Annotated in this window: 12 protein-coding genes; 6 read left to right on the forward strand and 6 right to left on the reverse strand. The window is 72.7% G+C overall.

Annotated features, from left to right (window positions below):
- Window positions 1–4 precede the first annotated feature (4 nt).
- Complete coding sequence (locus VH969_RS15245; protein WP_331974531.1) at window positions 5–511, forward strand: DUF6912 family protein; 507 nt, start codon at window positions 5–7, stop codon at window positions 509–511.
- Here the strand turns inward: VH969_RS15245 and VH969_RS15250 are convergent.
- Window positions 508–1,509: a medium chain dehydrogenase/reductase family protein gene (locus VH969_RS15250; protein ID WP_331974533.1), complete on the reverse strand. Its 1,002-nt coding sequence runs from the start codon at window positions 1,507–1,509 to the stop codon at window positions 508–510. The genes VH969_RS15245 and VH969_RS15250 overlap by 4 nt on opposite strands.
- Before the next feature lie 80 nt (window positions 1,510–1,589).
- Here VH969_RS15250 and VH969_RS15255 point away from each other — a divergent pair, with 80 nt between their 5' ends.
- Together VH969_RS15255 and pruA are read left to right on the forward strand one after the other, a co-directional pair.
- A complete protein-coding gene (locus tag VH969_RS15255; protein WP_331974535.1) occupies window positions 1,590–2,240 on the forward strand; it encodes a TetR/AcrR family transcriptional regulator in 651 nt (216 codons plus the stop codon).
- A gap of 64 nt (window positions 2,241–2,304) precedes the next feature.
- Window positions 2,305–3,933: an L-glutamate gamma-semialdehyde dehydrogenase gene (pruA, locus tag VH969_RS15260; RefSeq protein WP_331974537.1), complete on the forward strand. Its 1,629-nt coding sequence runs from the start codon at window positions 2,305–2,307 to the stop codon at window positions 3,931–3,933.
- Between the two features lie 46 nt (window positions 3,934–3,979).
- Here pruA and VH969_RS15265 read toward each other — a convergent pair whose 3' ends face one another.
- Window positions 3,980–4,993 carry an LCP family protein gene (locus VH969_RS15265; RefSeq protein WP_331974539.1) on the reverse strand — a complete coding sequence of 338 codons (1,014 nt, stop codon included), beginning with the start codon at window positions 4,991–4,993 and terminating at the stop codon, window positions 3,980–3,982.
- Window positions 4,990–5,496 carry a SigE family RNA polymerase sigma factor gene (locus VH969_RS15270; RefSeq protein WP_331974541.1) on the reverse strand — a complete coding sequence of 169 codons (507 nt, stop codon included), beginning with the start codon at window positions 5,494–5,496 and terminating at the stop codon, window positions 4,990–4,992. The genes VH969_RS15265 and VH969_RS15270 overlap by 4 nt, the downstream gene beginning before the upstream one ends.
- 151 nt (window positions 5,497–5,647) lie before the next feature.
- Between VH969_RS15270 and VH969_RS15275 the strand changes: the two genes are divergently transcribed.
- The gene (locus VH969_RS15275) at window positions 5,648–8,908 is read left to right on the forward strand and encodes a S8 family peptidase (RefSeq protein WP_331974543.1); all 3,261 of its coding nucleotides are present in this window, start codon (window positions 5,648–5,650) and stop codon (window positions 8,906–8,908) included.
- Window positions 8,909–9,148: 240 nt separating this feature from the next.
- Here VH969_RS15275 and VH969_RS15280 read toward each other — a convergent pair whose 3' ends face one another.
- From VH969_RS15280 to aroA, 3 genes are all read right to left on the reverse strand, one after another.
- Window positions 9,149–9,973: an SCO4651 family lipoprotein gene (locus tag VH969_RS15280; RefSeq protein WP_331974545.1), complete on the reverse strand. Its 825-nt coding sequence runs from the start codon at window positions 9,971–9,973 to the stop codon at window positions 9,149–9,151.
- 75 nt (window positions 9,974–10,048) lie between these two features.
- On the reverse strand, window positions 10,049–11,101 hold the full coding sequence (gene rsgA / locus VH969_RS15285; protein ID WP_331974547.1) for a ribosome small subunit-dependent GTPase A: 1,053 nt from the start codon (window positions 11,099–11,101) through the stop codon (window positions 10,049–10,051).
- Window positions 11,068–12,348 (reverse strand): 3-phosphoshikimate 1-carboxyvinyltransferase, encoded by a 1,281-nt coding sequence (gene aroA / locus VH969_RS15290; RefSeq protein ID WP_331974549.1) that lies wholly within the window; start codon window positions 12,346–12,348, stop codon window positions 11,068–11,070. Before aroA ends, rsgA begins: the two co-directional genes overlap by 34 nt.
- Window positions 12,349–12,441: 93 nt before the next feature.
- On the opposite strand from aroA, the gene VH969_RS15295 reads away from it, so the two are divergent.
- Together VH969_RS15295 and VH969_RS15300 are read left to right on the forward strand one after the other, a co-directional pair.
- On the forward strand, window positions 12,442–13,191 hold the full coding sequence (locus VH969_RS15295) for an SOS response-associated peptidase (protein WP_331974551.1): 750 nt from the start codon (window positions 12,442–12,444) through the stop codon (window positions 13,189–13,191).
- A 173-nt stretch (window positions 13,192–13,364) separates the two neighbouring features.
- Complete coding sequence (locus VH969_RS15300; protein WP_331974553.1) at window positions 13,365–13,973, forward strand: alpha/beta hydrolase family protein; 609 nt, start codon at window positions 13,365–13,367, stop codon at window positions 13,971–13,973.
- Window positions 13,974–14,039: the final 66 nt, after the last annotated feature.

A 14,039-nucleotide genomic window follows, 5' to 3' on the forward strand; every position in this document is an offset into this window, starting at 1 on the left:
ACCCGTGAGGGTGTACATACCGGCCACCGTGACCATGCTCCGCGCGCTCAACGCCAAGGGTGAGTTGGCCGCAGTCGGCGACACCGCGTTCGCCCTCACCCCCGCGCTGCGCGAGTCCTACGCCTCCGGCACCGCCGAGGAGCTGGAGTACGCCGCCATGACCGAGGCCGCCCGCGCCTCGCTGCGGCTGCTCGCCGGCGAGCTCGCCGAGGACCCCGAGCTGACGCTGCCCCGCCGCGCCGTGATCTCCGCCGACGTCGAGGACGCGACGCTGCGCCCCGACCTCGACTTCGCCGTCGTCCGCCTCGCCGGCTCCGTGCAGGTGTCGCAGGTCGCCGCCGTGCACCTGGACACCGAGGACGCCGAGCCCGCCGTCCGCGCGGCCGCCGAGGTGATCGACGCCGCCGACCTGGGCGATCCGGACGCGGAGTTCACCCTCGGCGACGCCGAGGACCACGAGCTCGCCTGGTACGCCACCGAGGAGCTGCCCTTCCTGCTGGAACTGCTCTAAGCCTCCAGCACGACCTTGCCGCTCGCCCGCCCCTCGACGAGCAGCCGCAGCCCCTCCGCCGCCTCCGACATCGGCAGCCGCGACCCGATGGTCGGCTCCAGCGAACCGCGCGCGACCAGGGCGTACACCTCCGCCAGCGCGGCGGCGAACCGGGGGCCGGACCGTACGTAGTAGAACGTCGCCCGCCGGCCCCGGCCACCGCCGAGCACGCGCGCGAGCCACCAGCCCGTGAAGCGGCGGATCGTGCCCAGGTACGGCCGCAGCCAGTGGCCCGGGTCGCGCAGGCTCGCCGCCGAGCCGTAGTTGACCAGGATGCCGCCGTCCGCGAGCAACGAGTACGAGTCGGCCAGGCTCCGCCCGCCCACGTGGTCGAACACCGCGTCGACCCCGGCCGGTGCCAGGGCGCGCACCGCGGCCGGCACCGGCCCCGCCCGGTAGTCGATCGGCTCGGCGCCCAGCGCGCGCACGACGTCGTGCTTCGCCGCCGAGGCCGTGCCGAGCACCCGGGCGCCGGCCAGCACGGCCAGCCGGACGAGCAGCGACCCCACCCCGCCCGCGGCGCCGTGGACCAGGACGGTCTGGCCCGGCCGCACCCGCACCACGTCGTGCACCATCTGCCACGCGGTCACGCCGTTCATCACCACGGCCGCCGCCACGCCCGGATCGAGCGACTCGGGCACCGGCACCACGTGGGACGCCGGCACGACGACGTGGGTCCGCCACGCCCCTGTACGGGTCATCGCCGCCACTCGCGAACCGACCCGCACGCCACGTACGCCCGGGCCCACCGCCGACACGACGCCGACCAGGTCGTAGCCCGGCACGAACGGGAACCGGGGCTGGCGCGGGTAGCGCCGGCGCAGCATCTGCACCTCGGCGAAGCTCACCCCGCTGGCCTCGACCCGCACCCGGACCTCGCCCTTGCCGGGTTCCGGCCCGTCGCCGGACGTCACCCGCAGCATCTCCGGGCCACCCTCGCCCGTCAGCACGATCTCCATGATGTGACTCCCTCTCACTGGAGTTATAACTTCTAACAACGATTAGAAGCTGTTAGAGTCGCCGTGTCAAGGAGGGTGACATGGACCGCAGGGAGCAGTACCGCGAGCAGACCCGCCAGGAGGCCAAGCGGATCGCGCTCGAGCAGCTGGCCGCGCACGGCCTCGCCGGCATCTCGGTCAACGCGATCGGCAAGCGGATGGGCATCACCGGCCCCGCGCTGTACCGGTACTTCGCGAACCGCGACGCCCTGCTGACCGAGCTGATCTCGGACGGCTACCACGACCTGGCAGACACCGTCGAGGCCGCGCTCGCCAGGGCCAGGAACGGCAGGCTGCGCGCCGCGGCCACCGCGATCCGCGACTGGGCCAGGGCGGAGCCGCACCGCTACCTGCTGCTGTTCGGCACGCCCGTGCCCGGCTACGAGGCGCCCGAGCACACGCTCGCCGCCGCCAGCCGGACGATGGCCGCGCTGCTCTCCGCCGCCGGCCCGGACACGGCGAAGCCCCGCCGCTCGGCGCTCTACCGGCAGGTCACCGCCTGGGGCGAGCGCATGGGCTACGGCGAGCTGAGCCCGCGGCAGCTGCACTGGGGGCTGACGGTCTGGAGCCGGCTGCACGGCGTCATCAGCCTCGAGATCACCAACCAGTTCGCCTTGAGCGGGGTCGACCCCGAGCTGCTGTTCAAGGCCGAGGTCGACGCACTGGCAGGCTGGTGGACACCGGAGTCGTGACAGGATGGCGGAAGCCGCCGGTCACGAGCCGGCCCGAGACCAAACCAGGGAGGCGAGCCACAACATGGACGCCATTTCGTCCGTGCCCGTGCCGGTCAACGAGCCGATCCACGCCTACGCGCCGGGCAGCCCCGAGCGCGAGTCGCTGCAACGCCGGATCGCCGAGCTGGAGGGCGAGCGGCACGAGTTGACCATGACGATCGGCGGCGAGCGGCGGATGGCCGGCGGCGACCCGATCGACGTGGTCCAGCCGCACGACCACGCGCACGTCCTCGGCGTCTCCGCGCAGGCCACCGCCAAGGACGTGGCCGACGCGGTCAGCGCCGCCAAGCTCGCCGCGCCGGCGTGGCGCGACCTGCCCTTCGACGAGCGGGCCGCGGTCCTGCTGCGTGCCGCCGAGCTGCTGTCGGGCCCGTGGCGGGACACGCTGAACGCGGCGACGATCCTCGGCCAGTCGAAGTCGGTGCAGCAGGCGGAGATCGACAGTGCCTGCGAGCTGATCGACTTCTGGCGCTACAACGTCAGCTACGCGCGCCGGATCCTCGAGGAGCAGCCGTTCTCGGCGGCCGGCGGGTGGAACCGCTTCGACCACCGGCCGCTGGACGGGTTCGTCACCGCGATCACGCCGTTCAACTTCACCGCGATCGCCGGCAACCTGCCGACCGCGCCCGCGCTGATGGGCAACACGGTCGTCTGGAAGCCCTCGCCGACCCAGCAGCTGGCCGCGTACTACACGATGCGCCTGCTCGAGGCCGCCGGCCTGCCGCCGGGCGTGATCAACATGGTGACGGGCGACGGCGCCGCGGTCAGCGAGGTCGCACTGGCCGACCAGGATTTCGCCGGGCTGCATTTCACCGGCTCCACCAAGACCTTCAGGTACCTGTGGCGCTCGATGGCCGAGCGGCTGGACACCTACCGGTCCTACCCGCGGATCGTCGGCGAGACCGGCGGCAAGGACTTCGTCGTCGCGCACCGCTCGGCCGACCCCGCCGCGGTCGCGACCGGCCTCGTCCGGGGCGCCTTCGAGTACCAGGGCCAGAAGTGCTCGGCCGCCTCGCGTGCCTACATCTCCCGCTCGCTGTGGGAGTCGGGCCTGCGCGAGCAGCTGGTCGACGTCACGAAGTCGCTGTCGTTCGGCGACGTCACCGACTTCTCCCACTTCGGCGGCGCGGTGATCGACAACCGGGCGTTCGCCAAGCACAAGGGCGTGCTGGAGATGGCCGCGAGCACCTCGACGCTCGAGGTGCTGGCCGGCGGGAGCTGCGACGACTCGGTCGGCTACTTCGTCCAGCCGACGATCCTGCTCGGCAGCGACCCGATGAACGACGTGTTCACCACCGAATGGTTCGGCCCGATCCTCGCGGTCCACGTGTTCGACGACGCCGAGTACGCGAAGGTCCTGGAGCTGGTCGACAGCTCCACGCCGTACGCGCTGACCGGCGCCGTGTTCGCCACGGACCGCGCCGCGATCGAGGAGGCACACCGCGCGCTGCGCTTCGCGGCCGGCAACTTCTACGTCAACGACAAGCCGACCGGCGCCGTCGTGAGCCAGCAGCCGTTCGGCGGCAGCCGCGGCTCGGGCACCAACGACAAGGCCGGCTCGATCTACAACCTGCAGCGCTGGGTGAGCCCGCGGTCGGTCAAGGAGACGTTCGTCCCGCCGACCGACCACGGCTACCCGCACATGGGCTGACGCGCGCAGACGGGCCCGGCCGTGGCGGCCGGGCCCGTCGCCGTGTTCAGTACACGCACCGCTGCTTGCTGAACTTCAGCTCGGGCGTGCGGGGCCCGCCCGGGTGGGCCTTGCCGGCGAACATGTCCTGCACGAACGCCCGTACGGGTACGAGCGGGATCACGGTTCCGCCTCTTCCGGTGTCCATCGGCATGTCCAGGCCGGCGTCGACCTCGATGAACCGGACGCCCTTGGCGGTCGCGATTCGTTCGGCGAGGCCGAGGACGTCCAGCTCCCCGTCCGTGCGCAGGTGCTTGCCGAGCACGTCGAGCACCGCTTCGGGGTCGGCGTCGCCGGCCTTGCTCGCGAGGCCGGTCAGGAACGCCTCCTGCCGTTGGACGAAGTAGGGATACGGGACCGTGTCGTCGTCGCGGTACGGCCGGACGTCGTCCTTCTGCCGGATGAACGGGAGGACCTTCGCACCCGTGATGGTGTGCGTGCCGGCCGGGAACGACACCCCGGAGTCGGGGTCCTTCGTCGCCTTCCGCAGGCACACCGGCACGCCGCCGACCGCGGCGGCCAGGTCGCCGAACGCGTCCAGGTCCAGTGCCGCGTAGTGCTCGACACGGACGCCGGTGAGCTTGGCGACGTCCTGGAGCAGGCGGTCGGGGCCGAAGGCGCGGTACACCTCGTTCAGCGCGTACGTGGAACCGTCCCCTCTCGGCATGATGTCCGGCAGCGAGACCACCGAGGCGGTGCCGTCGCCGTCGAGGTGGGCGAGCATGAGCAGCTCGGTCTTCTTCGACCTGTCCAGCCCCAGCAGCAGCACGTCCTGGTCCTGCGGACCGGCCGCGGGGGTGTTGCGGTGCAGCAACGTCGGCACCGCGACCGCGGCGAGCGCGACGGCGACGACCGCGACGGTCGCCGCGACCAGGGCCGTGCGGCGCCGTGGCGGACGGGCGCGCGAGAGCTCGGCCAGGATCGCCCGGGAGTCCGGGGCCTGGTCGGCCTCGGCGGCGAACGCCTCCCGGATCAGCTGTCCTGTTCGGCCGGTCGTGTCGCCGGTCGTGTCGCCGGTCATGTCATGGCCTCCTTGAGCGAGGGGGACTCGTCGGTGCGCAGGGTCGCGAGCGCGCGGGAGATGTGGCTGCGCACCGTGGCGGCCTTGCAGCCGAGCAGGTCGGCGATCTCCGCGTCGGTGCAGTCCTCGTAGTAGCGCAGCAGGATCGCGGCCCGTTGCTTGCGTGGCAGCCGCGCGATCCGGTGGCGCATCGCGTCGCGCTCGGCGTGCGCGTTGGCCGGGTCGGCGACGGGGGTGCCGAGGGCGTCGAGGGTGCCGTGCGTCGAGGCGACCGTGCGAGCCGCGCGGCGTCTGCGCCACGACAGGTACTCGTTGGTGATCATCCGCTTGACGTATGCCTCGGGCGCCTGCATCGACTCGATGCGCGCCCAGCGGTGCTGCGCGCGCAGCAGGACGTCCTGCACGACATCCTGCGCGAGATGGGCGTCGCAGGTCAGCGCGGTGGCATAGCGCAGCAGACGATCGAGCCGATCGGTCACGAACGCCTCGAAGCGGTCCCGCACCGGAGCTCCCTTCGTCGGGGACAGGTGACCGTAGAACGTCGCGAACCAGGCGATTTGTTGAGTGCGACAACCTCGCCGGCGGATTTGGTGTCTTTATCACTGGACGCAGCGGCAGCCGGTGAGGTGCTGCCGCGCTCTTCTGGGAGGGTGGATGATCCACGACCGAGCCCGCGCACGTGTCGCGGGCTTACTCGCCGTGGCGACCGCCGCCGCGGGCACGCTGGTGCTCGGCGGATCGGCCGCGGCGTCGGGGGCGGGGGCACCGGGGGCATCGAGCAGACCGGCGGCCGCGAGCAGGACGGTCACGCTGCTGACCGGGGACCGCGTGACGCTGGCCGGCTCGCGCGTCGTAGTGCGGGGGGCGAAGGGACGCGAGCACGTCAGGTTCCTCAACAGCACCGACGAGCACGGCGACGTGCACGTCGTGCCGCAGGACGTCGCCCCGCGACTGGCGGCCGGCAAGCTCGACCCGCGGCTGTTCGACGTCACCGAGCTCGTCCGGGACGGCTATGACGACGCCAGGCGCAGGGACCTGCCGCTGATCGTCGACTACGCGGGCGCGACCCCGCGCGCGGCAGGCGCGGAGGTGACGCGGAACCTGCCGGCCGTCTCCGCGGTCGCGGTCCGCGCGGACAAGAGCACCCTGTTCTGGGCGGGTGCCGGCGCCTCGGCCCGCAAGATCTGGCTCGACGGCCCGGTCCGCGCGAGCCTGGACCACAGCGTGCCGCAGATCGGCGCGCCCGAGGCGTGGGCGGCCGGGTACACCGGCAAGGGCGCGACGGTCGCGGTGCTCGACACCGGCATCGACGCGAGCCACCCGGACCTGGCCGACGCGGTCGCCGGCGCGAAGGACTTCACCGGCAGCGAGACCGGCACCGACGACTACTTCGGCCACGGCACGCACGTCGCGTCGATCATCACCGGCAGCGGCGCGAAGTCCGGCGGCAGGTACAAGGGCGTCGCGCCGGATGCCAAGCTGCTCAACGGAAAGGTGCTCGACGACTTCGGCGGCGGCCAGGAGTCGGGGATCATCGCGGGCATGGAGTGGGCCGCGAACAGCGGCGCCGACGTGATCAACATGAGCCTCGGCAGCCCGTTCCCCAGCGACGGCACCGACCCCATGTCGCAGGCCGTGAACCGGCTGACCCAGCAGACCGGCGCCCTGTTCGTGATCGCGGCCGGCAACTCGGGCGGCGAGGAGACGATCGGCAGCCCCGCGGCCGCCGACGCCGCGCTGACCGTCGGCGCGGTCGACGACGAGGACAGGCTCGCCGACTTCTCCAGCGCGGGCCCGCGCCTCGGCGACGGCGCGATCAAGCCGGACCTCACCGCCCCGGGCGTGGACATCGTGGCGGCGCGGGCCGCGCACGCACAGCCGATCGGCGAGCCCGCCGAGGACGGCTACATGTCGCTCTCGGGCACCTCGATGGCCACGCCGCACGTGGCCGGCGCGGCCGCGATCGTCGCCGGCGAGCACCCGGACTGGACCGCGGCGCAGCTCAAGTCAACGCTGATGGCGACCGCGAAGCCGACCGACGGCACGGTGTTCCAGCAGGGAGCCGGCCGGGTGGACGTCGCCGCGGCGGTGCGCGGCACGGTCGCCACCGTGCCGGCGAGCGTCTCCGCCGGGGTCGCGCAGTGGCCGCACGACGACGACCAGCCGATCGCGAAGACGCTCGCCTACACCAACGCGGGCGCCGAGCCGGTGACGCTGGACGTCGCGAGCGAGATGACCGGACCGGGCGGCGCCGCACCGGCCGGCATGTTCACCGTGTCGCCGAGCCGGGTCACCGTGCCGGCCGGCGGGCGCGCGGAGGTCACGCTCACCATCGACACCCGCGTCGCCGCGCCGGACGGTGTCTACACCGGCTCGCTGACCGCGACCGGCGGTGCGGTCCCGGTGCACACGCCGGTCGCGGTGACCCGCGAGGTGGAGAGCTACGACGTGACGGTCAGGTCGCTGGACCACGACGGCAAGCCGACGCCGGAGTACTCGTTCCGGTTCGTCGACATCGACCACCCGAAGGCGTACTTCCCCTACGACGAGTCCGGCACGGTCGTCGCGCGACTGCCCAAGGGACGGTTCTACTTCGAGGAGTTCGTGCAGACGGCGCGGGGGGACGACGACTGGCTGCTGACGCAGTACGTCGAGCCGGACTACGTCGTCGACCGCGACGCGGAGATCGTGGTCGACGCGCGGGACGGCAAGCGGCCCGGGTTCACCGTGGACGAGCCGGACGCCGCGCTGGGCAGGGCGGTGCTCTCGTTCGGCCTGTCGACGCCGTGGGGCGGGACCGGCGTGACGATGGTCATGTCGAACTTCGACGGGCTGTACGTGACGCCCTCGAAGACGTCGTCGGACGCGTTCACGTTCCAGGTGGAGGGTGAGCTCGCCGAGCCCGACGGTTCGGCGGGGCAGTACAGCTTCTACGGCAGCCCGTACCTGTACCACCTGCGCTGGCACCAGGACGGTTCCGTGCCGGCCGGACTCACGCGGACCGTGCACGACCGGCAGCTCGGGAAGGCGATCACCGACCACGCGGCGGCCGTGCCCGGGGTGCTCGGCGTCCGGGACCAGTTCCTGACGAACAAGCTGCCCTTCCGGCTCACGGAGTTCTACACGCCGGGCGAGAAGTGGTACGACGACTTCATGGAGGCCGCGGATCCGAACGACTTCCCGGCCACCGTGCTGACGACGGCCACCGGGCAGACGTACCGGAAGGGGAAGGTCGCCCATCAGCAGTGGAACCACGCGGTGCTCGGCCCGGCGTTCCCGGTGTTCGACGGCTACCCGGACCGCTACGCCGCCCGCCTCGGCGACGAGGTCCAGGTCGACCTGCCGCTGCGCGCGGACCAGTCGCCGGCACACGACGGCTGGGACGTGACCGCGCAGGGCACGACCGAACTGCTGCGTGACGGGCAGCCGGTGGGCTCGAGCGACTACCCGGGCCTCGGCGAGTTCACCCTGCCGCCGGAGCCGGCCACGTACACCCTGCGCACGTCGGGCACGGCACCCGGCAGCGGGCTGTCTACTTCGGTCAGTGCGGAGTGGACGTTCCGGTCCGCACACGTCGACGGCGCGGCGCCGGCACCGCTGCCGCTGCTGGCGGTCCGGTTCGCGCCGAAGCTGGACTCGTCGAACGCGGCCCCGGCGGGCCGGTTCCGCTTCCCGGTGTACGTGCAGCGCAACGGTTCCGCGAGGCCGGGGCGGCTCCATGAGCCACGGGTGGAGGTCTCGTACGACGACGGGAAGACGTGGTCCGCGGTCCGGCTGACCCGCCACGACGGTGGGTGGCTGGCCTCGGTCGACCACCCGGCGGGCACGTCGTTCGTCTCGTTGCGGGGTTCGGTAGCGGATCGGGACGGGAACTCGGTGACGCAGACGGTGATCCGTGCGTATGCGGTGAAGTAGGGGGACGCCGTGGGGCGGGCCGCCGGTCGGTCTGGCCCCACGGCTCGGTCCCACGGCTGGGGTCGGCGGCTCGTCCCGACGGCTGAGCCGGCGGCGTTCGACCACAGGTCTCAGGCGTTCGCGCCGAGCTTGTCGGTGGTCGTCGCCAGGCTGGATCTCGGGGGTCGGAGGCCGCCTCGGCCGCGGTGATCGTCCGCACAGGACAACGCCCCCGCCTCGGCGGGGGCGTTGTCTCGTCCGTCAGCGGGTGCCGGGGAACTCGCCCACCTGGTCCGCCGGAGGCGCCTGGATGTCGACCGGCTCGCCCCACTTCGTGTAGTCCACCTGGACCTTCACCGGGACCGCCTTGCCGCTCGTCGGGTCCGCCGTCGGCATGTCGATGATCATCCGCACCGGGAGGCCGTCGGCGTTGGTCCACAGGTCTACCGGGAAGTCCTTCAGGCCCGACTTGATCGCTTGCTGCATCGCCTGCTTCAGCGTCGGGTCGTCCTGGGTGTCGGCCAGCTTCTGGACGTCCACGTTGATCTTGTAGTGCGTCGTCTGCTCGCCGTTCAGGTCTTCCTTGGCCGACGACTCGATCGTGCCGGACTCCTTGAACTGTTCCAGCGCCAGGCGCGGGTCCGCGTTCTGGCGCATCTGGTCGGTCAGGCTGCCGAGCGCCTGCGCCATCGGGTTGCTCTTGTCCTTGGAGTCGATCTTGATCCACGGCTTGTCGCCGGGGGACAGGCCCTGTGGCAGCTTCATGTAGAAGACGCCGTCGAGCAGGACCACCGCCATCTTGCCCATGCCCCCGGCGTCCATGTCCATCGAGATGGCCGGGTCCGAGCCGTCGAGCTTCATGTCGCCCTCGCCCTTGACCTGCATCTCGCCGGCGCCACCGGTGAACACCATGTGCGCGGTGCTGGACTCCGCGGTCCGGTCACCCACCTGCTTGGCGAGCGCCACGAGGTTGGTGGCCGCCTCGTTCGCGTCGGCGCCCGTCGCGCTACCCTCGGTCGTGCCGCCGCACGCGGCCAGCGACACGGTCAGCGCGAGCGCCGATCCCAACGCCGCGATCCTGCGCATGCCTGCTCCCCTCGGATTGGCTCGTTCCGCCGACGAGCCTAACGTTCACACGTTCATGTCGGTCAGTCGTGTCGGTCAGTCACCGTACTCGTCGAGGCGGGCCCGTGAGGCCAGAAGCCGGCGAAGGGAAGCGAGTCTGCCCGAAGAGGCAAGGCCCTCCCCGACCACGACGTCCAGCATGCAGTCCGGGTCCTCCGGCGGTCCGAGGTGACCGCACCCGGACGGGCACTCCTCCGCCGGCTCCACGAACTCCTCGAACGCCGCCACGATGTCGTCCGGCTCCACGTGCGCCAGGCCGAAGGACCGGATGCCCGGGGTGTCGACCACCCAGCCGCCGCCGGGCAGCGGCAGCGCGACCGCGGTCGTCGACGTGTGCCGGCCCTTGCCGACCGCGCTCACGTCCCCGGTGGCACGCATGGCATCCGGCACCAGCTTGTTGACCAAAGTGGACTTTCCGACGCCGGAATGCCCCACCAGCGCGGAAACCTGGCCGGTCAGCCGTGCGCGCACCTCGTCCGGCTCGCGGTCGCTGCGGGTCACCAGGGTCGGCAGAGCCAGGTCCGCGTACGCGGCGATCACGTCGTCCGGGCTCGCCAGGTCCGACTTCGTCAGGCACAGCACCGGATGCAGCCCGCCGGCGTACGCGGCGACGATGCAGCGGTCGATGAATCCCGTGCGGGGCGGCGGATCCGCGAGCGAGCACACGATCAGCAGCTGCTGCGCGTTCGCCACCACGACCCGCTCGTACGGGTCGTTGTCGTCGGCCGTGCGGCGCAGCACCGACGAGCGGTCGGCCACCCGCACGACCCGCGCGAGCGTGTCCGGCCGGCCGGACGTGTCGCCGACGAGGTCGACGAGGTCGCCGACGACGATCGGGGTCCGGCCCAGCTCGCGGGCCCGCATGGCGACGATCAGCTGGTCCGGCTTGCCGTCCAGCGCGCAGGTCCAGCGGCCGCGGTCCACGCCGACGACCATCGCCGCGCGGGCGTCCGCGTGCTCGGGGCGGCGCTTCGTGCGTGGCCGGCTGCCCTTCCCCGGCCGCACGCGGACGTCGGACTCGTCGAGCCGGTTCCAGTCCGACCGCCGCCGGCCGGTCACGAGCTGGCGCCGTCCAGCATCGACTGCCACATGGCCGCAAAGTCGGGCAGCGTCTTGGCCGTGGTGGCGATGTCGTCCACCTCGACACCGTCCACGACCAGGCCGACGATCGCGCCCGCGGTGGCCATCCGGTGGTCGGCGTAGGCGTGCCAGGTGCCGCTCCGCAGCGGCGACGGGTCGATCGCCAGGCCGTCCTCGGTCTCGTGCGCGGCGCCGCCCAGCCCGTTGATCTCCGTGACCAGCGCCGCCAGCCGGTCGGTCTCGTGGCCGCGCAGGTGCGCGATGCCCCGCAGCACCGACGGGCCGTCCGCGAGTGCCGCCAGCGCGGCCACGGTCGGCGTCAGCTCTCCCACGTCGTGCAGGTCGATGTCCACTCCGGACAGACGAGCGGGGCCGGTCGCGGTCAGGCCCGCGGCGGACCGGGTCACCACGCAGCCCATGCGCTCGAGGATGTCGCCGATCGCGTCGCCCGGCTGGGTGGTCTCGGCCGGCCAGCCGGGCACCGTGACCGTGCCGCCCGTGACCGCGGCCGCGGCCAGGAACGGGGTGGCGTTGGACAGGTCCGGCTCGACCCGCCAGTCGCGCGCGGCGAGCGGACCGTGCTCGACGCGCCAGGTGTTCGGCGTCGCGTCGTCGACCGTGACACCGGTCTCGCGCAGCATCCGCACGGTCATGTCGATGTGCGGCAGCGAGGGGACCGGCTTGCCGTCGTGGTGGACGGTCAGGCCGGCCTCGTAGCGGGCGCCGGCGAGCAGCAGGCCCGAGACGAACTGGGACGACGCCGACGCGTCGATCGTCACCGCGCCGCCTGGCAGGCTGCCCTTGCCGTGCAGGGTGAACGGCAGCGCGTCGCCCTCGATCGACGCACCGAGCGCGCGCAGCGCGTCCAGCACGGTCGACATGGGCCGCTCGCGGGCTCGTGGGTCGCCGTCGAAGCGGATCTCGCCGTCGGCGAGCGCGGCGGCGGGCGGCACGAACCGCATCACGGTGCCGGCGAGCCCGCAGTCCACCGCCGCGGGCCCGGTCAGCCCGGCGTGCGGCTCGACCGTCACGCCGTCACCGGCTCCGTCGTCGCTGACGGTCATCGGCACGCCCAGCGCCCGCAGCGCGGCGATCATCAGGTCGGTGTCCCGGCTGCGCAGGGCACCGGTCAGCGTCCCGCCGCCCTCGCTCAGCGCGGCCAGCAGCAGCGCCCGGTTCGTGATCGACTTCGAGCCCGGAACGGCCACGGTGGCCCGCACGGGCTGGGTCGCGACGGGCGCCTGCCACTGGTTCATGCGTCGATGATCCCGCATGCCGCCCCTTGCGGTGCACACTGTCGGTGCGACGTGCCACGATTCGGCACGTCGGCGCGAACGGAGGTGGTTGACGTGTGCGGGAGGTACGCCGCGGCGAAGGATCCGGCCACGCTGGCCGCGGAGTTCGACGCGTACGACGCGACCGAGGACCATGCGCCGCCGGCCGATCACAACGTGGCACCCACGAAGGACGTGGTCGCGGTGGTGCAGCGGCACCCGCGCGACGACGACGGCAAGGCCGATGACAGCCGCACCGAGCGCAGCCTGCGGGTCATGCGCTGGGGGCTCATCCCGGCTTGGGCGAAGGACCGCTCGATCGGGGCGCGGATGATCAACGCGCGGTCGGAGTCGGCGGCGACGTCGAACGCGTTCAAGACCTCGCTCGCCAAGCGGCGCTGCCTGCTGCCCGCGGACGGCTGGTTCGAGTGGAAGAAGGAAGGCGGCCACAAGCAGCCGTTCTTCATGACCCGCCCGGACGGCCGGAGCCTCGCGCTCGCCGGCCTGTGGACCGTGTGGCGCGACCCGAAGGAAAAGGACGGTCCGCCAGTGGTCAGCACGGCCGTCCTGACGACGGCGGCCCAGGGCCAGCTGGCCGACATCCACGAGCGGATGCCGCTGATCATGACCCCGCAGCGCTGGGCGGCGTGGCTCGACCCGGACGCGGAGGAGGTCGACGGCCTGCTCGAGCCGTCCCTGGAGCTGATCGAGGAGCTCGAGCTGCGCCCGGTGTCGAGCAAGGTCAACAACGTCCGCAACAACGGGCCCGAGCTCGTCGCCCGCGAGGAACCGGCCGCGGAACTGGACGACCCGAAGCTGTTCTAGAGACGAAGGACGCGCATGACATCGCCCGAACCGCGTGGCCGCCAACCGCACCCAAGGGGAACGGGACGCAACCCAGCCACAGGTACGTGCCGAGCTGGACGGCGTCAACCCATGGTGAGGGCTAATTCCGGGGAGGCGGGCTCGGCGGCGGGCTGGGAGGTGGGCTCGGCGGCATGATCATGGAGATCGACACCCCGCACGGCACGGCCCGTGCCGAGCTGCACTGCGCGCCCGAGGCGAGGGCCGGCCTGCTGCTCGGGCACGGCGCGGGCGGGGGTGTCGGCGCCCCCGATCTGGTCGCGGCCAGCCGGGGGGCGCGGGCCGCGGGCGTGGACGTCGCGCTGGTCGAGCAGCCCTACCGGGTGGCCGGCCGCCGCGCGCCGGCGCCGGCCCACCAGCTCGACACGGCCTGGCTCGCGGTCGCCGACCGGCTCGCCGGGGAGTGGTTCCACGACCTGCCGCTCGTGTTCGGCGGGCGGTCGTCAGGTGCGCGGGTGGCCTGCCGGACGTCGGCCGACGGGGAGGCCGTCGGCGTGCTCTGCCTCGCGTTCCCCGTCCACCCGCCGGGCAAGCCGGACAAGAGCCGGATGCCCGAGCTGGACGGCGTGACCGTGCCCACGCTGGTGGTCCAGGGGGAGTCCGACCCGTTCGGCATGCCGGGCCCGGCGCCGCACCGCGAGATCATGGTGCTACCCGGTGACCACTCGCTGCGGCGCGAAGCCACGACGCTGTCGCGGACCGTCGAGGAGTGGCTGGACCGGATCCTGCGCCCGCTCGACTGAGCAGGCCGGCGGGAATGCGGCGCCGACCGGGGGCGTTCCGTCTCACGTGTTGACCTCAAGCCGCCG

Origin of the sequence: Actinophytocola sp., from assembly GCF_036555685.1 — a bacterium.
GTDB lineage: Bacteria > Actinomycetota > Actinomycetes > Mycobacteriales > Pseudonocardiaceae > Actinophytocola.

Coding starts and splice junctions, on each gene's coding strand:
- VH969_RS15250 (WP_331974533.1), bottom strand. CDS start 1,509: ATGGAGATCGTGCTGACGGGCGAGGGTGGCCCGGAGATGCTGCGGGTG.
- VH969_RS15255 (WP_331974535.1), top strand. CDS start 1,590: ATGGACCGCAGGGAGCAGTACCGCGAGCAGACCCGCCAGGAGGCCAAG.
- pruA (WP_331974537.1), top strand. CDS start 2,305: ATGGACGCCATTTCGTCCGTGCCCGTGCCGGTCAACGAGCCGATCCAC.
- VH969_RS15265 (WP_331974539.1), bottom strand. CDS start 4,993: ATGACCGGCGACACGACCGGCGACACGACCGGCCGAACAGGACAGCTG.
- VH969_RS15275 (WP_331974543.1), top strand. CDS start 5,648: ATGATCCACGACCGAGCCCGCGCACGTGTCGCGGGCTTACTCGCCGTG.
- VH969_RS15280 (WP_331974545.1), bottom strand. CDS start 9,973: ATGCGCAGGATCGCGGCGTTGGGATCGGCGCTCGCGCTGACCGTGTCG.
- aroA (WP_331974549.1), bottom strand. CDS start 12,348: ATGAACCAGTGGCAGGCGCCCGTCGCGACCCAGCCCGTGCGGGCCACC.
- VH969_RS15300 (WP_331974553.1), top strand. CDS start 13,365: ATGATCATGGAGATCGACACCCCGCACGGCACGGCCCGTGCCGAGCTG.